Raw genomic sequence first — 22,306 nt, 5'->3', positions numbered from 1 at the left:
TGATGTTTGACATTATGACTGATATTGGTGTCAATCGTAATTATAATTTGGACAAATACCATGCCGATAAAGTCAAAGACCCTTATTTTCAAGCATTCTCCGAAGAGTTGATTGGCGAGGCTATGAAACGATATAAGGACTTTAAAACCAACAAAACCCAATACTTTGTTAATGAAAATATCATCAATGGCACACAAGAGGGTAAAGACTACTATGTTGGTATTAAAGACATAGACAAAAACAAAATCTTATTCCACGACTACCTACACTGGTGTAGCACCATGAAAAGAGACCCAGCCAGTCTCTTACTGGCTTATGTCAGCGTTCCCCACATCAACCCAAAAACCAATCAATTTTATAGAACAGTCTATCAAGGCTAAATCACACAAGGAGCAATGCCATGAAAGCTTTTAACATCTGCCTTATCATTATGATAAGCTTATCATCTCTAACTCTAAGTGCCTGCGACCCATTTAAAGGTCTAAGAGATTATGGACAAGAGGCGGGGGCAAATGGGAAATTTAAAGGATTTAAAAATGCTAGAGGGGGAGATGTTTGGACTTGTAAAGATAATGTTATACATGCCCATGAAGGCAATAGTTATTTAGAAAAATATGGTCTCCCCCTAGAAATCGGCGGTAACTTTATCTGCGATGGCGACACCCCCAAACTCCCCAAAGACTGTCAAGGTCGGGAGATTCGTAGTGAGGCACAATTTATTGCTTTTTGGGAAAAACATCAACTTCCTATTGGTCTAAAATACTTTGAATGCGTGAATGGTCAGCCACGCATTCCTGCAATACAGCTAGAAACATGGAAGCAGATGGAAAGAGAAAAACCCACCTGCAAAGATTCTCGTGGTCGTAAACGCCCTTGTGTATAATATTGCGGTATGATGTGGGGTATACGACTACAGTTATAGACTTACTATCTGAGCTTTCTTGGTTAAATCATGTTTATTTTAAGGGCAAGTGGCAATTATTTTTGCGTCCAGTCCTGATCGGTGCATTTAAATTGACCACCAGTCTCCCAAAAATGCGATTTTCTGGCTTTAACCAGTCGTGTTGTTCCTTTTTGGGATTTTAGGACGCAAAAGCTTGCCTTATGATAACGATAACGGTATTTTTTCATATCTTCGGCGGCGACTTTTATATATATTTCATAGGAGCTATTGTAAATAAATTTATGTGAAACATCATAGCCATAACTAACACAATGACCATTATAATGAAAATTATTTTCTTGTAATGGTAGTAATTTTGGGTCTTCGCCACCCATATCCCTAAGATAAAAACTGCTGATTTCTTTATTAGCATTTAGACTAAAACAGGGATAATTATCCACCAAAGAAATCAACACTTCGCCATCTTCTTTACTAAGATTAACAAATGAATTGGCATAACCCATTGAAAGAGGGGATAGTGTCATTAAAATAATAAAAAACTTATACATCATTGCGTGTTATTGGGTGAATTTAGCAATCACAAAGAGTAGATAATTAAGAATAGGTAATCATCATTTTGGTGTCCAGTCCTGAGCGGTGCATTTAAATTGACCACCAGTCTCCCAAAAATGCGATTTTCTGGCTTTGACCAGTCGTGTTTTTTCTGTTTTTAAAATACAAAAGTTGGTAGTAGAATAAATGTGGCTACTACTTCTATTTCCTTGTATGTTATTTGGACTATTTTGTATATAGGCGTTATTATAACCACCGACATACACACTAAACGGAGTGTTGTAGGGAAAGTCTTTATGATGGTCTACAGTAATACAAGTGCTTTCACTAAAGCCAAATTTTTCTTCGCCAATTTTATGTGAATAATTGTACTTATAACCATCCAATCCCCTAGAAGCTAACCCAATATGATAAATGGGCTCATTATCTGTTAAATAAAAGCAGGGGTAATTATTTTTTAGGATAATAAGTATTTTACCATCTTCTTTGGCAAGAGTTGATGTAGAATGAACATGACTAGAGAATAACAATACAAGTAAATAAAAAGGTATCTTAAGCATGATTATCTCTTGGAAGTAGTTGTTTATTGGAAGGGTTGTTTTTAAATTCTTTTAAAATGCTATCAATAAGAGGCATTCCTTTTGTGTATGGATGAGGACTAGGAGATGTATGGTTATTTGTGGTGTCTATAAAATAATCTGCAATAATACTTCCTTGCTGCTCCATATTAAAGTCAGATAAGTCTTGATTGGATTGAACTTTAGAAAGGTACTCATAAGCTTTATTATTTATATATCCCCCTTTGAGTGCAATAATAATGCCATTTAAAAAAGGTGAATAACCTAATTGGTACTGCCACACATGGGTCATTTCATGAACAAAAAGATGTTGGATTATATTGGGATTTATTAAATTTTGAATCGGATTTGCATAATCCTCTTCGTAAATATCGTCAGGAAAATGAATGGTACCAAAGGGTGTCATGGCAGTTTGACTGGGCTGAAAGATTGGGATAAATCGTCCATGATGAATCTTAACTTTATCATAGTCAATGCTGTCTTTAAATATCGGCATGACAAGCTTACGCTCATTTGCAGTAAGCCCTCTATATTTACCAAAAATAAGTTGCAATATTTTCTTTGAAATGCCAATCAGTGAATTGGTAAGTAGGGTAGGCTGACTTTGGTATTGATTGATAGGCAAATCATACATGGCAATCTCTGCACTTGCACTACAGCAGTCCCCTTGGGAGGGGGGTATAAGTACAGGATAACTAATTTCTACCAATTCCAAGGCGGTATCTGCCTGTATACGCTCTGTACAACCCTCATCGCAGGTTACCCCCTTAATGATAGAGCCATCTGAAAATTTTAGTTCATATACCATGCCTGTAAGCAATGTACCGTCTTCACTTTGCAGGACAAACTGTTCATCAAACAAAGGTGTGGCAGAATCGGTGTTGCTGGAAGCTTTGTGAGCAGCACCCTTACCTTTTGTTATTTCTACCACAAACTGTGATTGCGAGGCAATGAGTTTAGCACCACAAGCAGTCATCATGCCATCTAATGCTAAAGATTTGCCAAAGGTATTGGCGCTAGAGGCACCTTCAATAATAGGAAAGGTACCTCGGCATTTTGGGCAAGTAACCATATCGCCCATACAAGCGCCTGTTTTTCCATAAATATTTAAATTAGAGGAGGCGGTGATGACTGTACCACCATGTGTCGTAGTATCGCCTTGTCTTATGGCAGGATAAACAGACATAATCATTACTCTCTATAAACTTTCGATATGATTATCGTATCATTAAACAAAGTTGATATCAATCATGTTTGTGGCACACTATCGTAAAAGTTAGCTTGCTCTGTGTTTGTATATTGAGAGAGCCGTTTATCAAGACTAAATAAGGAGAGACCTTATGAAAACCAAAGCCATGCTTATTTTATCAATCCTTTTATCAATCCTTTTATCATCATTTACCCTAACCGCCTGCGACCCATTTAAAGGTCTAAGAGGCTACGGTCAAGAAGCAGGGGCAAATGGTAAATCAAAGAGATTTAAAAATGCTCGAGGTGAGGCGAGGTTTGATTGTCAAAAAGGATTTATACATGCTCATGAAGGAAATAGCTATCTAGAAAAACACGGTCTTCCCCGTGAAATTGGTGGTAACTTTATCTGCGATGGCGACGCCCCCAAACTTCCCAAAGACTGCCAAGGTCGTGAAATCCGTAGTGAGGCAGAATTAAATGCTTTTACAACCAAACTCCAATTACCCTTAGCTTTAAATGACTTTATTTGTAAAAATGGTGTTCCTACCATTCCTGTTAAAGATTTAGAATACTAGAAACGCCATGAATCTATCATGCCCACCTGCAAAGACAGCCGTGGTCGTAAACGCCCTTGTGTATAATATTGCGGTATGATGTTGTTGTCATGTAGGGGGCTACACAGACCCCTACACTCACGCTCGTACAGTCAAAAAAGGAGGATTGGGGCGAACGTTTTAACCCAAGTGTGGCTGTATAAATTTTAATAATAATTGTTGTTATTTTGTTCTAAATGATGTATGATTTTATAGGGTAATTTAGACATCTATTTGATGTGGTCGGGTGGCTTCTTTTGTTTGATTTATTATGAGCATAGCAACGTTGATGATTGGTGAAGTATGGTTAAACGCAAAAATATATTAGGAATATTGGGTTGTGTGCTATGTATGACGACCGCACACGCCAACACTGGGGCATCAGAAGATAAGGCAAGGCAGTATGCTCGCCAAGCTATTTTTGAGAGCTTAGCAGAGGCAGATAGAGAGCTCACCGCAGAGGAGAGACAGATTGAGGATGAGATTGTCAAGGCATATTTGATTCTGCAAAAAGAGTATGGGCAGTCACTGACACAGTTACAAATGACTCAGACTCCACCAACCACAGACAGTCAAAATAATGAACTGCTGGCAAAAAAATTATTAGAACTCAAACAGTCAATGCATGAGTTTTTTTTGGATAGAAATTTTGGCATGGAGCATCGTTCTGCTTTGGTTTATCCTGATGATTCACCCGATAAGACAGCAGTGGATGATGAGACATTAGAAGGTCAGACGAACCAGACCAACCATGAGGATAACAAGGCAGATGAAAAATAAGTTAATATCCCAAAGCTTTACACGCAGTTGGGTTTTACTGCCAAAGATGATGTTGCTAGGACTGCTGACGACATCGACCATCGCAGTGGCTGACCTAGATGAGGAATACTTTATCGCCCATCAAGTGGCTCAGTCCCATCAAATCCCAGGTCTTCTAAAAGGCGATACCGAGACTCTGGTCAATGAAGTGCTTGCCGAGCTTATTAAAACTCATAAGCAAAAAGAAATCATCAAACAGTACTACGAGGACAAAGCGACTTCACCCATGCTAAAACAGAGCATGGTAGAGGCTGTATCTTCATCTGAGTTTGACTCTTGGTTGAATGAAAAAATCGCTACCATTTATATGGATTTGTATGATGTAGCACAGCTTAGGCAGATGTACAAAGACAGTCGCACCCAAGGTGATGCAGATAAGCCCTCTGATGACATGGCGGTTTATTTGTCACAGTACATTCAGTCAAGCCTCTCTTATGAACACAAAAAAGAACTTCAAGAGCAGTTATTTTTAACAAAACTCAAAGAAACCACCCAAAACATCTTAGACCAACACGCCAAGCCTGATAATACAGATAAGGATGATGATGAATATTATTAAACGCACAAAAGGTCTGTGGAGTATCTTATTACCCATCATGACTCTGTATGGCTGTGCTTCTTTGCCGTCAAGTGATGACAAAGCACCCTCTGAGATTGACGTGGTTTTGATGTCTGACGCCGACATCAATGAGGATGTGTTGGGTGTTGCCTCACCTGTTCGTCTAACATTATTACAGCTAAGTTCTGAGATACAGTTTAGACAACTGCCACAAATGGCGAGTGATGATAAGTCTTATGATGAGCTTTTGGGCGGAAGCATGCTTGAACAGACTGATGTCACCCTAAGACCTGACGAGCTTTTAGAATTCAAGCTCCCCCTAAATGACAAAACTAAATACCTAGGAGTGGCGACAGCTTATCGTGATGAGTCAAATGATTGGAAGCAATCTCTACAAAAGCAGGATAAACGTTGGTATCAAGTTAGGGACAATCATTTTTTATACTTGCATGTTCAGCCACAGGGCGTGGTTCAGTTATCCAAACAAGAAGCTTTGAGTAAAATGCTTGCCTTTAAACTCAAAGAGCAGGGCAAGAGTATGGAGAATTTTAAAAAACTCACCAAGCGTGAGCAAGACAAAGCATTAAAAAAACTTGAAAAAGCACTTGAAGAATCTGCACCTGCTGACATGTCAAAGGGCTATTTTTCGTCACCTAAGCCAAAGCTGGATGTGGTTGATGTCTTAGGGGATGGTAAAACTGCTACGGATAAAGCATTGATGGCGGATTGATGTGATTTTTATATTTTTACAAGAGGTGAGCGTATGATTGATTTTAAGGTTGTTTGGGGAGAGGGCACGTTAATCTCACCTCAGCATTTTCAACAGCAAGAGCGTTATTTTGAGACACTGATTAATAATTTTGCACTCAATAAAAACCATCATTGGGGTTTTAAAAACTTGGATTTTAATGAATCCGCCAAGGAAATGGGTATTTTAGAAGTGGCACAGGTCAGCGGTTTTTTTAAAAATGGCTTGTATTTTGAAGAGACTTCTCAAAGCTGTCCAAGATTAAAGATAGAAATCCCGCCAAACATAGAATCCGAAACCGTGTATTTGGCGTGGTCAAATGAGTCTGTATACCAGCAAAACTATGCCATGATTGATGATGCTGATGGCATAAATGCTCAGTATATCCTGCACGGTATTGAGCTGTCAGATGCTACCGAATTAAATTCTGCCAAAAGACAGGTCGTCGTTGCCAATAAAAACTTACGCTTGGTGTTATCAAGCCAGCTTGGCGATGGCATGATTCACCTACCTGTTGCCAAGATTTTATCAAGCAACGCCAACGGCGAGTATTTTCTGGACAAGACATTCATCCCACCATTTTTGAACGTGAACAAAAATGAGATTCTAGCCAATCATCATCAAGAGTTGCATGGTATATTAAAACAGCGTATTCAATCCTTGACTGGGGTTTTGACCAACCCATCTCTAATGACAAGTAATGACGTCAGAGACTTCCTGTTTTTACAGACCCTCAATCGCTATCAGGCTTATATGCACCATACTGCCACATTGCCTGTGATACATCCTTGTGAATTATATGAAAGTTGGTTAAAACTCTATGGTGACCTAAGCACGTTCGAGCCAACCAAAATGAACTTGGCATTGCCGAGTTACCATCATGATAATCTCAAAGAATGTTATGCTGAACTCATGGCGTTGCTAAAACAGGCTCTGTCGATTGTGCTAGAACAAAAAGCCATTCTCATTCCGTTTGAGATGACTGATGAGACGACCCGAGTTGCCATTACACCTGATAAGTCACTGCTTAATAACTGCCGTTTTGTATTGGCGGTGAATGCCAATATCCAGCCGGAGACATTAAGACAGACACTGCCAGCGACCATCAAGATTGGCTCTGTTGAAAAAATCAAAGATTTGGTGGCTTATCATCTGCCTGGGGTCAAGGTCAATGCATTGGCAACGGCACCCAGAGAGCTCCCATATTATGCAGGGTTTAGCTACTTTGAGCTTGATAAGACTTCTGAGCTGTGGGCGGATTTACACCAATCATCAGGCATGGCACTACATCTGGCGGGCGAATTTCCAGAGTTACAAATCGAATTTTGGGCAATCAAACCTGTTTATTAATCAAACAGGCATGATGAGTTAAGTTATGATAATAATGCATTTAAATAGGACAAATCATGCAAACGGTCAGATTTGAAGAAATTGAGACAGGATTATCCAGTCAGCAGAGTGCCTCTATCAATGCTGATGACAGCAATCCTTTGGTGAAATCAGCCATTCCCTTGTTTGCGATAGCCTCTCAGATGAAGTACTACTATAGCAATCTGGGGAGTGCGGAAGTATTAAAACATCTAAAAGCACAGATTGAGGTTTTTGAAGAGCAGTCTGAGGGTATGGGTGTGCGTTATGAGACGGTTCGTGCTGCCAGATATTGTTTATGCACACTGCTTGATGAATTTGCCGCCAAGCATGGTTGGGCGGATCAAGAGTGGATGGCAAACAGTCTGTTGGTCACGTTTCATAGTGAGACGTGGGGTGGCGAGCAGTTTTTTGCCATGTTGGATAAAATCAAGGCGGAGCCCCAAAAAAATCTTAACTTAATTGAGTTTATGTACTATTGTTTGGTTATTGGGTATATGGGCAAATATCAGGTGCTCAATAATGGACAGGTCAGCGTTCACAACCTCAAAAAAGAGCTGGAAAAACTCATCGCCAAATACAAGTCATTGCCCTCATCGCCATTGTTGATGGATAAGTCATCAGCAGGCGAGCTAAGCGGTATTAGAAATAAGGTGGTGCCTATTTGGGTAATGGCACTGGCTTTTGGTTTGCTTTTATTGGGGCTTTATAAAATCTTTGATTATCAGCTTACAAACAGAACAGACGACATCAATCAATCCATACAAGCACTAACCATTCCCGTCAAACAAGACACGCCCGTTGCAAGCACACAACCAAGAAGGCTAACACCGCTACTCAAAAATGAGATTGAAAGCGGGCTTATTGAGGTCAGTGAGATGCCAACAGCAAGCAAGATTACCATCTTGGGCGATGAGCTGTTTACCTCAGGCTCAGACAAGATAGAAGATAGGTTTTTCCCTGTATTGGCAAGTGTGAGCCAAGCCCTAAATATCGTCCATGGTCAGATTATTGTCTCAGGCTATACTGACGATAGACCAATCAGTAGTTCGGCTTACCCCTCTAACTGGCACTTATCACAAGGAAGGGCGGATGCAGTTAAGCAGATTTTGCTCAGATATATTGAAGATGCTTCTCGAGTGCGTTCTGAGGGTAAAGGCGACCAAAATCCTGTACTGCCTAATGATTCCGAATTAAACAGAGCGAAAAATCGCAGAGTAGAAATCATTGTGTATTTGGATGAAGGCTCACCATCGCTGCAAGATACTGAAGGCACGCAAATTAACACAATACAATAATGGGGTAATAATGAACTTTTTGTCAATGATAAATGTTGGGATGCTATGGGGTGGATTTGGGGCGGTATCTCTAATTTCCATGATTTGGTTTGGGGGTGCTTATCTTCAGATAGGCACATGGAAGCCTTTGGAGCCAACTTGGGTAAAAGTCTTGTTAAGTTGCCTTATTATACTGGTGGTAATCGGGGTAAATGTCTATAAATGGTATAAACAAAGACAGCTTAACAAACACGTCATGGAAGAGCTAAAAGCCAGCGACCTATCCTCTGATGATAAAGCAGTCAATAAAAACAAAATCACCGAACAGTTCAATTCGGTGGATTTGATTTTGCAAAAGCATAATGACACACAAAACAAAAATCTTGTACAAAGACTATTTACGGATAAAAAAGGTTACATCTATCAAAAACCTTGGTTTTTGTTGGTAGGTGCTTCAGGCGTTGGAAAGACCACCTCTATTCTAAATTCGGGGTTAAAATTCCCCATCGGCACCGTGGATAATACTTCTAGGTTGGCGGGCACACAAGATTGTGACTGGTTTTTGACGGATGATGCGGTACTGATTGATACAGCAGGTAGATTCGTTGAGCAGGACAGTCAGTCAAAAAACAGTGATGACTGGCAGGAGTTACTCCATCTATTAAAGCGGTGCCGTACCAAACAGCCTATCAATGGGCTGGTGTTGATGATTGGGGCGGACGACATCATGAAAAATGATGAGCAGTATCTAGAAAGCCAGCTGTCCGAATTTAGAATTAGATTGCAAGAGGTGCAAAACACATTTAACATCAGCTTCCCATTTTATGTGGTCATTAATAAAATTGACCTCATTACTGGTTTTGGGCAGTATTTTAATTATCTTACCGAAGAGGATAGAAATAAGGTATTTGGCATTACTTTGGATGTTTTGTCCGATAATTCGGCAGAAAAGATAAATATCATCACCAAAAAATTAGACGACATCGCAGAATCCATTGAGTTAAATATATTTAACAGTGTGGCATATAACAATCAGCAGAATGAGCCATCGGATTTGGCATTGTCTTTTGCCTCAGAATTTGCTGACTTTACCACGCACCTAAAAAGCTATCTCAAAAAACTCCTAAATTTGTCAAAATACGATGCCATGCTTCATTTGGGCGGGGTTTATTTTACCAGTTCTGCTCAGCAGGAAATGGGGGAGATGACTCATGCCAATCTCAAATACCAACTGCAATCCAAATACATCCAAGACAATAACGGCTTAATGTTTGGTTCAAAGCCTTATTTTATTAATCATTTTTACCATTTTGTTTTGATGGAGGCGTCCAATTTGGCAGGGACGGACGCTTCTTGGCTCAAGAAGCAAAGAATGATTTATTGGGGGTTGTGCTTGTTATTGTCAGTATTAACCATTGCGTGTGCGGTGATTTTTGTCAAGGCTTTCTTCAAGAACTCGGCATATCTTGACAAGGTGGAGAAAAACACCCAAGAGGCTCATGCCGTCTCAAGCTCGGTGGATGGTAGTAATGCCTTGGCAGTACTTGATTTTGCCAACAAAGTTAGGGTTATCCCCAATCGTGACATATCAGCAGAGCTAACCCAAAAAAGTTTTTTGGGCGATGTTGGTCTAAATGATTATGACAGGATTTATGCCACCTCACAACAAAAATATCGTTCGCTTATTGAGGGGAGTTTGAACGAACTCATCTCCACCACCATCAAAGAGAAGCTCAAAAATAACACCACCCAAGGCTCTTTGGCGGGACTATATCAAAATCTAAAAGCCTATCTCATGCTTTATAATCATAAGCATTATGATGGCAAATTTATCGCCGGATGGGTGCAGTCCAACTTACCTAATGAAGCATTTGAGTCAAACGCTGATAACTTTGAGCAGTTAAAGCAAATATTGATTGACAAAAAAATCACGCCAAAAGATCCCCAAGATTTGGCGATGATAAATAAAGCCCGAGAGATGTTGGCAGGGCAGGATATTGGTAATGTGGTCTATGCCGATTTGATAGGATATACCCAAACTCTTGACACCAAAGGCATGCCGTCCGTATCTTTTGTGTCCATGGGTGGTTCTGCCACGCAAAGCTTATTTCGCAGGATAAGTGGCAAGACATTGAATTCTCCCATGCCAGTACTGTACACAAAATATGGCTATCAGAACCTGTTTTTGCCTTATGTAAATACTCGCCTAGATAATTTTTATAATACAGAAAATTGGGTCATGCCAAGCAATGATTTTTTTGCCTCAAAAGATCAGGTGTTGTCAGATATTTATCAAAAATACACCAATGACTATATCACCTATTGGCAACAGTACATTGCAGACATTAGGATGTTAGAACCAAAAAATTTACAACAAACCATCGTCATGTCAAAGCAGTTATCAGAAAAAAACTCCTCTTTGGCAGGCATTATCCGTGGTATTTATGATAACACCAACCTTGTGGAGGAGGTTGCCAAGCCAACACCTGATGTTGCCAACGATGCCACGGCGAACACAGGGCAGGAAGCCAAGCAGGGCAAGGAAGCTGTGATGCAGGCTAAAAAGACCGCCAAGACCAACGAAACTTCTGCTCAGATGAGAGGCTATCTGCAGGATGTGGCAACTCATTTTTCTCAATTTCATGTATTAGCCCAAAGCAGTGAAGGCATGCCATCTCAGTTGGATGAAATTGCCAAATCAATCAATGACTTGTATGTGTATTTGGTGGCATTGCAGATGAGCATGCAAAACAATGATGCGCTGATGCCTGATAACAAGCCAGTCATTAACTATCAGGCTCAGGTCAGTCGTCTGCCTGACCCATTTAGACCTATGTTAGACCAATTTGTGGGGCAGATCTCCCAAACGAGCAAAGACTATCAACAAACCTATAAAGACGAGCAAGCACAAGCCGTCATCGAAGAGCAAAAAAAAACGGTACTGTCCATCGCTGAACAACAAGATGCCCATGTCAGGCAAGGCTGTGAAAGCTTAATTACTGGAAAGTATCCTTTTGATAAATCAGCCTCTCAAGAAGTATCGCTTCAAGAGTTTGCCAAAGTATTTGGCTCGGAGGGTTTGTTTATGCAGACATTGCAGAGTAATATTTTGGTGAATGAGCGACTAAGCACCCCTTTTTTGTCGCTACTTGAAGGTTCGGATAGGCATAAACATTACCAAAATGCCCAAAAAATCAATACAAAATTTTTGGCGGGCTCCAAAAACCCTGCATTGGATTTTACGATGAAAATCATGGCGATGGATAAAGATATTAAAGAGCTGTCCGTAAGTTATGATGGTACGCAGACCACCTATTATCATGGACCTCAAAAAAGCATCAAACTCTCTTGGCCATCAACGCAAAAAAGCATGACTCTAAAAGCCATGGATTTTAATAACCAAAGTCATGGCTTGGAAGTAAAGGGTGATTGGTCTGTGTTTAGATTGATGGATAAAGCAAGTCGGATTATTAACACCAAAGACAACAAAGGGGTGATTGCAACCTTTGAATTAGATAAACATGAAGTACATATTGAGTTTAAGTCTATCTCTGGCACAAATCCTTTTTTACTTGGTGAGTTAAAGGGGTTTGTATGTTAGTGTCATTTTATGGTAAATTGCCTCACCATGCCGAGTTCCTCACATCACATAACTTGCCATTATGGTCTAAGACCATCACTGACTGGATGATTCGAGGGCAGGGTCAGCTTGGTGAGATGATTTTAAAGCAAAATCACAAAAGACCAAGCGTGTATTTTTTTATGATGGATGGTCATGACTTGCCAGTTCAGATTTCAGGTATTTTTTTGGCGAGTCATGACAGCAGACACAGGGAATTCGCCTTTGTGTTGTTTCATGAATATGAAAAGCAGTCATTAATGTTGATTAGAGATGGTTATCAAGAGGCCATTAGGCAGGCGAGTTTTGACATTTCGTTGCTTGCAGATATGAATAATGGTGAGCTGTTGGATGGCTATGAAGATTTTTTGCAAAGAACTGAGGTGCCATTAAATGAAGGCATCTGGCAGAGTGCTTGCTATGCCTTAGAGCGTTTGAGTTCCACACAGTTAAGTAGTACACTTTATCGTAAATTAATCATGAGTTCTTAGGAGGATTGGATGGATGACTTTTTGGCACCATTGCACGATGAACGGGTAGCAGGGCATAATATCGAGTATGATGACGATTTTTTAAACTTGATGAGCCTACTACAAGACAAGCCAGAGCAACAATATGGCGATTTGGTGGTTGAAGCTGGAATTAAGGACTGGCGTGCTATTTATGAGTCTTGTCATCAGATTTTACTGCATAAGAGTAAAGATTTGCTTGTCATGAGTTATTTTACTCAAAGTGGTATTGTGCTAAATGGGCTTATGGGATTAAAAGAAGGGCTGTTTATCATCAAGGGTAATCTTGAGAAATATTGGGAGGATGTCTTTCCAAAGCTTATTGATGAAGATGGTGATTATGACCCTGATTTTCGAGTGAATGCACTGTCTTTGTTCTTCGCTCCTGATGGTATCTTAAAAGACCTAAGAAATGCCCCTTTGGTTAAAAATGGATTGTCAGGAAAGTTTCATACGGTAAAACAGATAGAGGCTTTTTTGGAGAGCTATGATGAGTCACTATATACTGGAGGTATTCAAAGGCTGGTCATTGATTTGTCTGTTGCCTCCGAAGATGAGCACTCGCCCATAAGCCAGCTAAAAGAGGCAGGCGTGCTCATATCGGCAATCAAGGCATTATTTGAAAAATACGAGATAAGTGGTCTAAAGTTTGAGCCTGCTGAGCAGTTAATTCAAAAGATTTTGGATTTACTAAACCAATCAGGAGAGTCTGGTTTGGGGCGACAAGATGTCACACCAACCAAGATGACCGACATAAAAATAGCAGAATCTGTCACGCCTGTGATGAATTGGGCGAGCTATTCTGTAAATTCAAGAGAGGATGTGCAATTATTGCTTGAAAAGATTCATGTGTATTTTGAAAAGCATGAACCTTCACATCCTGCACCATTATTTATCAGACGCATTCAAAAATTGATGAATCTTAATTTTTATGAAATAATGAAAGACATCAGTCCAGAATCATTAGATAGATTGGAAAATTTGGTGGGGCAACCCTTGTCTAATGATGATGAATTTAATTAAACCCAAGTCAAACCCTAGGAGATGACATGAGTAGTAAATCCGCTCAGAAATTTATTGCTAAAAACCGCTCGCCTCGTGTTCAGATTGAGTATGATGTGGAGGTGTATGGCACCGAAAAAAAGATAGAATTGCCCTTTGTGATGGGTGTGTTTGCTGATTTGGCAGGCAAAAGCAAGCAGGAGTTGCCAAGCATTGCCGATAGAGCATTCATGGAGATTGATGCGGACAATTTTGACGACCGAATGAAATCAATCAAGCCTAGAGTTGCTTTTAATGTAGATAATAGATTAGAAGAGGATGGGACTCAGCTCGGTATTGAAATGGAGTTTGAAAAAATGGAGGATTTCTCACCAGAGCAAATCGCACAAAAAATTGACCCATTAAAACAACTCTTGGATGCAAGAACAGAGTTGTCAAATCTACTTTCCTATATGGATGGTAAGGCGGGGGCAGAAGATTTGATTGATAAGATTTTATCTGACAATGAACTGCTTCAATCTTTGGCAACTTTACCAAAAAACGCCACATCAGAAGATAATAATTCCTAAGGAGGCGTCATGACTACGCAACACGAACATCAAACACACACCCAAACTGTTTTCGATAATGACTTTGAAGCTTTGGTTAATAAAGAATTCAAGCCCAAATCCAAGCAAGCAGAAGATGCGGTTCAAGGTGCACTAAAAACATTGGCTCGCCAAGCACTGGGCAACACTGTCAAGCACTCATCGGATACTTATCAAACCATCCAAGCAATCATCGCTCAGATTGATAAAAAGCTATCCGACCAAATCAATGAAATTATCCATCACGAAGAATTTAAGCAAATGGAGAGTGCTTGGCGTGGGCTACATCATCTGGTCAATAATACCGAGACCAATCACCTGCTTAAAATCAAGGTTATGCCTCTAACCAAAAAAGAACTCGCTCGCAACCTCAAGAAGTTTAAAGGGGTGATGTGGGATCAAAGCCCAATATTCAAAAAAATCTATGAAGAAGAATATGGGCAGTTTGGTGGCGAGCCCTTTGGTTGCTTAGTGGGAGATTATTATTTTGACCACAGTCCGCAAGACATTGAAATCTTGACGGAGGTTGCTAAGATATCCTCTGCTTCTCATTGTCCGTTCATTACGGGTGCCAATCCAAGCCTTATGCAGATGGATTCTTGGGAGGAGTTATCAAATCCAAGAGATATCACCAAAATATTCCAAAACACAGAATATGCAGCATGGAGAAACTTGAGAGCTAGTGATGATGCTAGGTATTTGGGGTTGGCATTACCTAGATTTATGGTGAGAGCACCTTATAGTAGTGCAAGTAACCCTGTTGATGAGTTTCACTTTGAAGAGCGGGTATCAGACCATGAAGGGTATGCATGGGCAAATGCCGCTTATGCCATGGCAGTCAATATCAACCGCTCATTTAGCGAGTATGGTTGGTGTACTTCTATCCGTGGTGTTGAATCTGGCGGTACGGTGGAAAACCTACCAACTCACACCTTTGAGACTGATGACGGTGGTGTGGACTTAAAATGCCCAACCGAGACTGCCATTAGCGACCGTAGAGAGGCGGAGCTGTCCGCCAATGGGTTAATGCCACTTGTATATCGCAAAAACTCTAATTTAGCCGCCTTTATCGGTGCACAGTCCCTGCAGGAGCCAACCCAGTATCACGATGCAGATGCCACAGCCAATGCCAAGCTCTCTGCCAGATTGCCTTATCTGTTTGCTTGTTGTCGTTTTGCTCACTATTTAAAATGTATCGTGCGTGATAAAGTTGGTTCTTTCCGTGAACGTGAAGACATGGAGCGTTGGCTCAATGATTGGATTATGAATTATGTTGATGGCGATCCGGTCAACTCATCCCAAGAGACCAAAGCCAAGAAACCTTTGGCAGCAGCTGAGGTGATTGTGGAAGAAGTGGCGGACAACCCAGGGTTTTATACCTCCAAGTTTTTCTTGCGTCCGCACTATCAACTTGAGGGATTGACAGTGTCCTTGCGATTGGTGTCCAAACTCCCCTCTCTTAGAAAGGACTAGCAGAACATAGCAACCCCTTAGGCGGGGGTTGCTATTTTTTTAGAATATAAGGGGCAATATTATGACCATTCGCTACTATATCCTAGAAGGCGACACCACCACCGCAGGCGGTGTCGTCCAAAAAACCACCAACTCCCTATCCTTTAAAGTCTATGGCAAAGAACAAAGCTATATCGGCGATGATGTTTGGTGTCCTGCTTGTCAATCCATGGGTAAGATTGCACCAGACCAAGGCAGACTCTCCACCAAAGTAAATGGACGAATGCCTGCCTTAAATGACGACCTATGTCTATGCAAATGCACTCCACCGCCAAAGCTGGTGAATTCGCAGATGAGCTTTAGGGAAGTGGTTGATGATGGCTATAACACTCAGCCCAAAAATCACAAGGAAAAGAGTGGTGCAAAAATTTTTGATAAACGCATTAAGTTCGACTTTGGAGAAATAAATAATGATATTATCCCATTTTTGAGATATAGGTTAAAGATAGATGGCATAACATATGAGGGAGAGCTTGATGATGAAGGTAATACAGATATTTTTTATAGTGAAAAAATAGCAAAAATCACAGATTTAGAGTTATTTTTGATATCAACTCATGAGGAATGAAATGGATTTGTTAATAGATCAACGTTATGATGTGGCAGAATTTTCTATTCCAAAAAGAAATTTGACATCAGAAGAGATAGACTTAGCTAAAGTTGTTTTTTGGTAACACCATTAAGTATCATGAAGTTAAGGTATTTAAAGTGGATTATCTGATACACCAAGATAAAAACACCATTGTTACGCCAAATGGTAGCTTGTATCCCGGTCAAGATGTTTACAGTGAAAATTACGCTCTTGATCGAGATGGAATCAAACACTTATTTATCCATGAGATGGCTCATGTCTGGCAAAGTCAGAAAGGCATGTGGGTGCGTTTATCAGGTGCTAAAATACATATCTGTTCTTATCTTGATGGCACTAATCCTTATTTGTACAATATTCATCAAACATTTGGGACTAGGGTGGTGAAAATGCAGACCGCTCAAAGCAAGACAGTGTCCAATATTATAACAGTTAAGTCCAAACTGTCAGATTATAACATGGAAGCACAGGCGGAGATTATCGCCGACTATTGGGCATTAAAGTTTAAAAGAAACCCCGATCTGATGAAAACAAAGAATTTTGAAACTAATGTCAGGGCTAGAAACCTAGATGATGTTATTCGACTTTATGAATATAAAGTCAGAGAAGCTATTCGATTATAGATGGAAATATGCTTATGTCAAATAAAATAAACAAAATTAAGATATTCTTTCTGTTTATTAAAATTTTATTTATCATCGCAATAATATTATACTTTGTTATTATGCATGATAAAGAAAAAGACCTGGTCAAGAAAGGATTGTTAGTAGATGCAACTATTCAAAAAAATGATATAGTATTTAATGTTAAAAAAGATTATGCTTCTGGATTGATAATTAGAGATAATAATATTAGTATATATGATAAAAACCTGGGGTATGAAATTTCAAATATTATTATAGAAAACTATCCCTCCGCCATTCATGATAAAAAAATTTATCATTTTATGTTATATCAATATGAACTTGGAGGTCATGGATTTTCTGGATTTGATTTTTGCATTAATAACAAAAAAGTTTTTTATGGGAAAAACATAAAAAACTGTTTAAAAGATGATGGTCTTGATTGATTTTAATAAATCTAGCAATAATCTACGGCTGTTAAAGTAAATGGCTTGGTCTGCCCTAAATGACGACCTATGTCTATGCAAATGCACTCCACCGCCAAAGCTGGTGAATTCGCAGACGAGTTTTAAGGAGGTGATTGAGAATAATAGCAATCGCACAATAAATAATGAGGCATTGATCCAAAAAGATAATTTTATTATAGATGATAATTATCAGTTGCAATTTCAGTGCATTGATAGTGTAAGTGGTTTCCCAATTTTTGGTATTTATTATATTGCTATATCTAATACCGGTACTATCTTAAAAGGATTGACTGATAAATGTGGTTTAACAGAAGTGTTAACTAAGGACAAAGAAGAAACTTTTGAGATACATTTTTTTGAAGAGGTGATATTGTGAGTGAAAAAAATTTTACTGTTAGAATTAAAGTTACATCAAAATCCGAAAAATTAGAAAAATGCTGAAATATAGATTGGTGTTTTTTAAAAAATCTAAGTCTTATAACGGTGTATTTGATGATAATGGCTGTAGTAAGGTGTATAATGCAGATTATTTTGATATTGTTTGGTTTGAAATATATATAGGTAATGATTTGATAGATAAAATATTTGTTATGCCAACAATGAATGGGAAATATAATGCTTATGAAGTAAAAGTAAAGTATGGAGAAATTTCTATGAACAAAACCATCATTTCTGTTGGGTATAATAAGCCCATAGCACCAACTACATCATTAAAAAAAGTTTCATTTTGTGAAGCATTGGATTTATTTATAAAAAATAGAAGTATTTGGACTTTTGATAACCCTCCGGATTTTTACAGAAATGAAATAGGTGATGAACAATCCTATATTAGGAGTTTGGGTATTCACCCTAATACGACAGACGGGGTTGATTTACAGTATTTCTTGGTGCAGTATAGATATAGAAGAACAGTGGATCCTTTTACTGGATTTTTAGCTTGGAGTTTTCTTACTGGTTACATTTATATTGGTAGTGCTTTTTCCGCATATCATAGCAAATCTGGAGTGGACGGATACTTTAAAGGTATTTTAAATGATTTTTCTGGAAATAATGCTGGTCATGATGCCGCTGTGTACGGTTTAGAAAATTACAAGGAGAGATTGTGTGATTAGAAAAACCAAAGTAGAGAAAATTGCGGATAAATTAATTATTTTGATATTTTTAATTGTATTTATTTTGATGCTATATATAATATTTGAACCTTATCTCATTGTAAATAATTTAGGTGATAATATGCATACAGCTATAGATAGATTGGGACATCCAGATCTAATATATGATAAAAATGATTGTCTGGTTTTATCTATGGTTAGCTGTGATGATTTTGATAAAAATAATATACATAGTATTGCCATTTGGTATTACGGCATTGAAAGTAATATTGTTGTTGGTTTTGATAAAAGAGAAATTATTGTATACAAAGGAGTGGTGGATAATATATATAAGTGACTATATTTTATGATAAATTCTTAGATTGTATTAAGAATTCATTATTGAAATTCTTATAATGAAATGTTTGGAAGAAGACTATTTATTTAAATCCATTTGAAAGTATTTGGTATTAAGGTGTAAAAAAATAAATTGTTAAAATTGTTTAATAGTTTTATGAAGGATTATTTTAGTCTTGTGTATCAGATTGCATAAATAAATTATCTTTATTACAGATAAAATATAAAGCGAATTTTAACTTAGAAACAAGACAGACTTTCAACTAAAGTAAACGGCAAACGCTAGCCCTGCATGACGACCTATGTCTATGTAAATGCACTCCACCGCCAAAGCTTGTGCATTCGCAGACGAGTTTTAGGGAAGTGGTTGATGATGGCTATAACACTCAGCCCAAAAATCACAAGGAAAAAAGTGGTTCAAAAATTTTTGATAAACGCATTAAGTTCGACTTTGGAGAAATAAATAATGATATTATCCCATTTTTGAGATATAGGTTAAAGATAGATGGTGTAACATACGAAGGAGAGCTTGATGATGAAGGTAATACAGATATTTTTTATAGTGACATAGAAACCGAGATTGCGGATTTAGAACTGTTTTTCTCGCAAGATGGAGACAACTAAATGGGCATACCAATCAATAAAAGTGGCGACAAGCTAATCATTAATATACCGAGCAGAGATTTAACGGCAGAAGAAATAGCCTTGGCAAGATTGATATTTGGTGAAACTATCAAGTATCAAGCAGTTAAAGTATTTAAGGTTGATTACCTACCCAATCAACAAGAAGAAACCATCGTAACACCCAACGGCAATCTATATCCAGCAAAAAAGGTATATAGTGAAAATTATGCTCTTGCTAGTGATCGCATGAAGCACTTATTCATCCATGAAATGGCTCATGTTTGGCAAAGTCATAAGGGCATGTGGGTGCGCTTAATAGGTGCTAAAATACATACTTGTGTTCGTCTTAATAATATTGACCCTTATTTATACAACATTCACCAAACATTTGGAAGCAAGATGATTAAAATGCAAACTTCTCAGAATAAATCGGTATCTAATGTTGTGACAATTAAGTCCAAGTTGTCAGATTACAACATGGAATCTCAGGCAGAAATCATAGCTGATTACTGGGCATTGAAATTTAAAAGAAACCCCGACTTAATGATAACAAAAAATTTTGAAACTAATGTCAGGGCTAGAAATTTGGATGCAGTGATTCGACTTTATGAAGAAAAAGTAAAGCAAGCAATTGGCGCTTAGGACTGGTATGATGGAAAGGGTAGAAAAATTCATAAAGGCAATTGCTGTTTTTATGTTATGTTTTTTTGTTATGGTGATTGGTTTGATGTTATGGATAAGTCATATCATGTCTCAAGACAAAGACCTTGTCAAAAATAATTCATTAAAAAATGCAATTATTAAGCAAAACGATTTAGTCTTTGAGATTCAGGAAGGTTATGCAAGTGGTCTTGATGTTGGTTATGATAGCCAAACCGTTTATTCGCAAGGTTTGGGGAAAAAAGTATCAAAATTAACCATTGAAAATTACCCCTCCATGATTCATGATAAAAAAATTTATCATTTTATGCTATATCAATATGAACTTGGAGGTCATGGATTTTCTGGATTTGATTTTTGCATTAATAACAAAAAAGTTTTTTATGGGAAAAACATAAAAAACTGTTTAAAAGATGATGGTCTTGATTGATTTTAATAAATCTAGCAATAATCTACGGCTGTTAAAGTAAATGGCTTGGTCCGCCCTAAATGACGACCTATGTCTATGTAAATGCACTCCACCGCCAAAGCTTGTGCATTCGCAGACGAGTTTTAGGGAAATTATTGATGATAGTTGGATTGCAAAGCATTGTCAGACACAAGGGCAACAGCACCATCAAGCAAAATTACAAAATAAAGAAGCGGAATACCATACTCTACCCCACTCTCAACTTAAAATCATCTCAAACCTAAGCGGTGGATTGCCAAGTTGTTTGTTGATTTGTACACAAAGACTGTGAGCTAAGAGTTTTCTAATAAAACGGTTGGACAGATGACACAAGTCTCTTGCTTTGGTGGTTTGAACATTAAATCTTTGTGATAATTGAGAGATGACGGTTTGGGTGGTTTTTCTTGTTCGTTTAAGATAAGACACAAAACCTTGACCTCTATCCTCTTTCATATTATCCCTAAGAGGTGTTTGTAAATCAACCCCCAACTTAGCAAGTTCCTCTTGTAATGCTTTGGATAAATAGCCCTTATCCCCAAAGACCAAACTGGCTTGCCCTCCTTGTAAGGACTGTGTCAACTCAAACACCACCTGTCTGTCATCTGTATTGGCAGGTGTTAATGAGTAAGCAATCACTTGACCGTCTTGGTTTGTGAGTAAATGGGCTTTAAACCCAAAGTAGTGTTCGCTCTTACTGGCACAATAACCAAAGCTCCCAACCCCCTTAAACCCCTTAAACCCCTTAAAAGATTTGTGTCTTTTTGCTCTTTGATAGACACAGACAGGCAAAGGAAAGCTGTCAATCAAATAAGGCTTAGTGGGACGACTGTCTTGATTGTCAAGAATACACAAAGAGCCAAGTACCTTCATCATTTTGTCTTTAACCCAAACCAAGTTGGCACAGTGTTTGGCAAAGTTTGGGTATGAGCCTAATTTGGGGAAATAGTGTTAATAGCAGTTTTTAAAGTAAGCCCAAATCTCCTTATCAGTGTCAAAACCTAAGCTTTCACCCACAAGCTCCATGGTGATGATTTCTGTGTCAGACAAGGCAGGCAAAAAGCCTTTGCTTCTTAGAGGTTTGGTTACAATATTTTGATACAAAGCCTCTACCAACAGATAGACAGTAATGATAAAATCATCATAAGACATAGCTTACTCCTAGACTGTTTTGTGGTGAAACATTGGATTGGGCTATGTTGTTTTTATTTCAAGCACCCTGCTTGTTGTGGTGTGTTAGTTGAGAGTGGGGTAGCAAATATATTAGCCAATCATGAATCGGCAAACAACACCTTATCATCGCCATAATAAAACTCATCATTGATGAAAATCTGACATGCCACACCTGTGCCTTGTGCGTTATTGCCAAGCTTAATGGTGATTTTGGTGCCATTGACAAAAAAATCATGAGCTGTGCCAAATATCGCTCGAGAGTCGAACGGATTTTTAAAGGTCAGCAGTTTTTTAAAAGAAAAAAACTGACCTTGATATAAATATACTCGCTCGCCATTGATAAAAATGGTCTCTTTTGATCCGCCAAAGATGCCCCATGCGTTATCCACCTTGATGTCAATGCCATTGTAGCTTGTGTGCCATGTTTTTTTGAACATTTCTATCCGCCTTTTAAAAAAG

General features: G+C 38.5%; 26 protein-coding genes and 1 pseudogene. 22 read left to right on the top strand and 5 right to left on the bottom strand.

The annotated features are described in order from the left end of the window. Positions 1 to 2: 2 nt before the first annotated feature. Positions 3 to 380, top strand: coding sequence for a hypothetical protein (locus DX073_RS08705; RefSeq protein WP_115007480.1), 378 nt, complete (start codon positions 3 to 5; stop codon positions 378 to 380). Between the two features lie 20 nt (positions 381 to 400). Beyond that, positions 401 to 883 (top strand): hypothetical protein, encoded by a 483-nt coding sequence (locus DX073_RS08700; RefSeq protein ID WP_115007479.1) that lies wholly within the window; start codon positions 401 to 403, stop codon positions 881 to 883. Positions 884 to 978: 95 nt separating this feature from the next. Here DX073_RS08700 and DX073_RS08695 read toward each other — a convergent pair whose 3' ends face one another. The 3 genes from DX073_RS08695 to DX073_RS08685 are packed head-to-tail and all read right to left on the bottom strand — an operon-like array spanning position 979 to position 3,226. After that, a complete protein-coding gene (locus tag DX073_RS08695) occupies positions 979 to 1,455 on the bottom strand; it encodes a hypothetical protein (protein WP_147279709.1) in 477 nt (158 codons plus the stop codon). Between the two features lie 60 nt (positions 1,456 to 1,515). After that, entirely contained in the window at positions 1,516 to 2,016 is a 501-nt protein-coding gene (locus DX073_RS08690; protein ID WP_115007476.1) for a hypothetical protein, read from the bottom strand. Beyond that, the gene (locus DX073_RS08685) at positions 2,009 to 3,226 is read right to left on the bottom strand and encodes a PAAR domain-containing protein (protein WP_115007474.1); all 1,218 of its coding nucleotides are present in this window, start codon (positions 3,224 to 3,226) and stop codon (positions 2,009 to 2,011) included. Before DX073_RS08685 ends, DX073_RS08690 begins: the two co-directional genes overlap by 8 nt. Before the next feature lie 148 nt (positions 3,227 to 3,374). Here DX073_RS08685 and DX073_RS08680 point away from each other — a divergent pair, with 148 nt between their 5' ends. From DX073_RS08680 to DX073_RS08585, 20 genes are all read left to right on the top strand, one after another. Then, positions 3,375 to 3,800, top strand: coding sequence for a hypothetical protein (locus DX073_RS08680; protein WP_115007472.1), 426 nt, complete (start codon positions 3,375 to 3,377; stop codon positions 3,798 to 3,800). A 369-nt stretch (positions 3,801 to 4,169) separates the two neighbouring features. After that, a complete protein-coding gene (locus DX073_RS08675; RefSeq protein ID WP_115007470.1) occupies positions 4,170 to 4,598 on the top strand; it encodes a hypothetical protein in 429 nt (142 codons plus the stop codon). Then, positions 4,588 to 5,196 carry a hypothetical protein gene (locus DX073_RS08670; RefSeq protein WP_115007468.1) on the top strand — a complete coding sequence of 203 codons (609 nt, stop codon included), beginning with the start codon at positions 4,588 to 4,590 and terminating at the stop codon, positions 5,194 to 5,196. Before DX073_RS08675 ends, DX073_RS08670 begins: the two co-directional genes overlap by 11 nt. Beyond that, complete coding sequence (gene tssJ, locus DX073_RS08665) at positions 5,183 to 5,926, top strand: type VI secretion system lipoprotein TssJ (protein ID WP_181814404.1); 744 nt, start codon at positions 5,183 to 5,185, stop codon at positions 5,924 to 5,926. Before DX073_RS08670 ends, tssJ begins: the two co-directional genes overlap by 14 nt. A 33-nt stretch (positions 5,927 to 5,959) precedes the next feature. Beyond that, entirely contained in the window at positions 5,960 to 7,294 is a 1,335-nt protein-coding gene (gene tssK, locus DX073_RS08660; RefSeq protein WP_078275031.1) for a type VI secretion system baseplate subunit TssK, read from the top strand. A 56-nt stretch (positions 7,295 to 7,350) separates the two neighbouring features. After that, complete coding sequence (gene tssL / locus DX073_RS08655; protein ID WP_115007464.1) at positions 7,351 to 8,610, top strand: type VI secretion system protein TssL, long form; 1,260 nt, start codon at positions 7,351 to 7,353, stop codon at positions 8,608 to 8,610. A gap of 10 nt (positions 8,611 to 8,620) precedes the next feature. Continuing rightward, the gene (gene tssM, locus DX073_RS08650) at positions 8,621 to 12,190 is read left to right on the top strand and encodes a type VI secretion system membrane subunit TssM (RefSeq protein ID WP_181814403.1); all 3,570 of its coding nucleotides are present in this window, start codon (positions 8,621 to 8,623) and stop codon (positions 12,188 to 12,190) included. Continuing rightward, on the top strand, positions 12,184 to 12,699 hold the full coding sequence (locus DX073_RS08645; protein ID WP_115007460.1) for a TagF domain-containing protein: 516 nt from the start codon (positions 12,184 to 12,186) through the stop codon (positions 12,697 to 12,699). The genes tssM and DX073_RS08645 overlap by 7 nt, the downstream gene beginning before the upstream one ends. Positions 12,700 to 12,708: 9 nt before the next feature. Next, positions 12,709 to 13,740, top strand: coding sequence for a type VI secretion system protein TssA (gene tssA, locus DX073_RS08640; protein ID WP_115007458.1), 1,032 nt, complete (start codon positions 12,709 to 12,711; stop codon positions 13,738 to 13,740). 26 nt (positions 13,741 to 13,766) lie between these two features. Further along, complete coding sequence (gene tssB, locus DX073_RS08635) at positions 13,767 to 14,288, top strand: type VI secretion system contractile sheath small subunit (protein ID WP_065256168.1); 522 nt, start codon at positions 13,767 to 13,769, stop codon at positions 14,286 to 14,288. 9 nt (positions 14,289 to 14,297) lie between these two features. After that, a complete protein-coding gene (tssC, locus tag DX073_RS08630; protein WP_115007456.1) occupies positions 14,298 to 15,779 on the top strand; it encodes a type VI secretion system contractile sheath large subunit in 1,482 nt (493 codons plus the stop codon). A 61-nt stretch (positions 15,780 to 15,840) separates the two neighbouring features. Further along, on the top strand, positions 15,841 to 16,386 hold the full coding sequence (locus DX073_RS08625; RefSeq protein WP_115007453.1) for a PAAR domain-containing protein: 546 nt from the start codon (positions 15,841 to 15,843) through the stop codon (positions 16,384 to 16,386). Between the two features lie 140 nt (positions 16,387 to 16,526). Continuing rightward, complete coding sequence (locus DX073_RS08620) at positions 16,527 to 17,030, top strand: hypothetical protein (protein ID WP_115007451.1); 504 nt, start codon at positions 16,527 to 16,529, stop codon at positions 17,028 to 17,030. A gap of 14 nt (positions 17,031 to 17,044) precedes the next feature. After that, complete coding sequence (locus DX073_RS08615) at positions 17,045 to 17,476, top strand: hypothetical protein (RefSeq protein ID WP_115007449.1); 432 nt, start codon at positions 17,045 to 17,047, stop codon at positions 17,474 to 17,476. A gap of 130 nt (positions 17,477 to 17,606) precedes the next feature. After that, positions 17,607 to 17,873, top strand: a complete 267-nt coding sequence (locus tag DX073_RS08610) for a hypothetical protein (RefSeq protein WP_147279708.1) — start codon at positions 17,607 to 17,609, stop codon at positions 17,871 to 17,873. Between the two features lie 58 nt (positions 17,874 to 17,931). Then, positions 17,932 to 18,609 (top strand): hypothetical protein, encoded by a 678-nt coding sequence (locus DX073_RS08605; RefSeq protein ID WP_115007445.1) that lies wholly within the window; start codon positions 17,932 to 17,934, stop codon positions 18,607 to 18,609. Further along, positions 18,602 to 18,946, top strand: a complete 345-nt coding sequence (locus tag DX073_RS08600; protein WP_062498971.1) for a hypothetical protein — start codon at positions 18,602 to 18,604, stop codon at positions 18,944 to 18,946. The genes DX073_RS08605 and DX073_RS08600 overlap by 8 nt, the downstream gene beginning before the upstream one ends. A gap of 362 nt (positions 18,947 to 19,308) precedes the next feature. Further along, positions 19,309 to 19,569, top strand: coding sequence for a hypothetical protein (locus tag DX073_RS08595; protein ID WP_115007443.1), 261 nt, complete (start codon positions 19,309 to 19,311; stop codon positions 19,567 to 19,569). Then, positions 19,570 to 20,211, top strand: coding sequence for a hypothetical protein (locus DX073_RS08590; RefSeq protein WP_115007441.1), 642 nt, complete (start codon positions 19,570 to 19,572; stop codon positions 20,209 to 20,211). 7 nt (positions 20,212 to 20,218) lie between these two features. Then, the gene (locus DX073_RS08585; RefSeq protein ID WP_147279707.1) at positions 20,219 to 20,659 is read left to right on the top strand and encodes a hypothetical protein; all 441 of its coding nucleotides are present in this window, start codon (positions 20,219 to 20,221) and stop codon (positions 20,657 to 20,659) included. Between the two features lie 237 nt (positions 20,660 to 20,896). On the opposite strand, the pseudogene DX073_RS08580 reads toward DX073_RS08585, so the two are convergent. Then, positions 20,897 to 21,826, bottom strand: a pseudogene (locus DX073_RS08580) (IS982 family transposase). Positions 21,827 to 21,945: 119 nt separating this feature from the next. After that, the gene (locus DX073_RS08575; protein WP_115006820.1) at positions 21,946 to 22,284 is read right to left on the bottom strand and encodes a hypothetical protein; all 339 of its coding nucleotides are present in this window, start codon (positions 22,282 to 22,284) and stop codon (positions 21,946 to 21,948) included. Positions 22,285 to 22,306 lie beyond the last annotated feature (22 nt).

The sequence above is a fragment of the Moraxella lacunata genome (genome assembly GCF_900453205.1).
In the GTDB taxonomy this organism is placed as follows: domain Bacteria; phylum Pseudomonadota; class Gammaproteobacteria; order Pseudomonadales; family Moraxellaceae; genus Moraxella; species Moraxella lacunata_B.
This window is presented reverse-complemented; position numbering and strand designations above follow the sequence as displayed.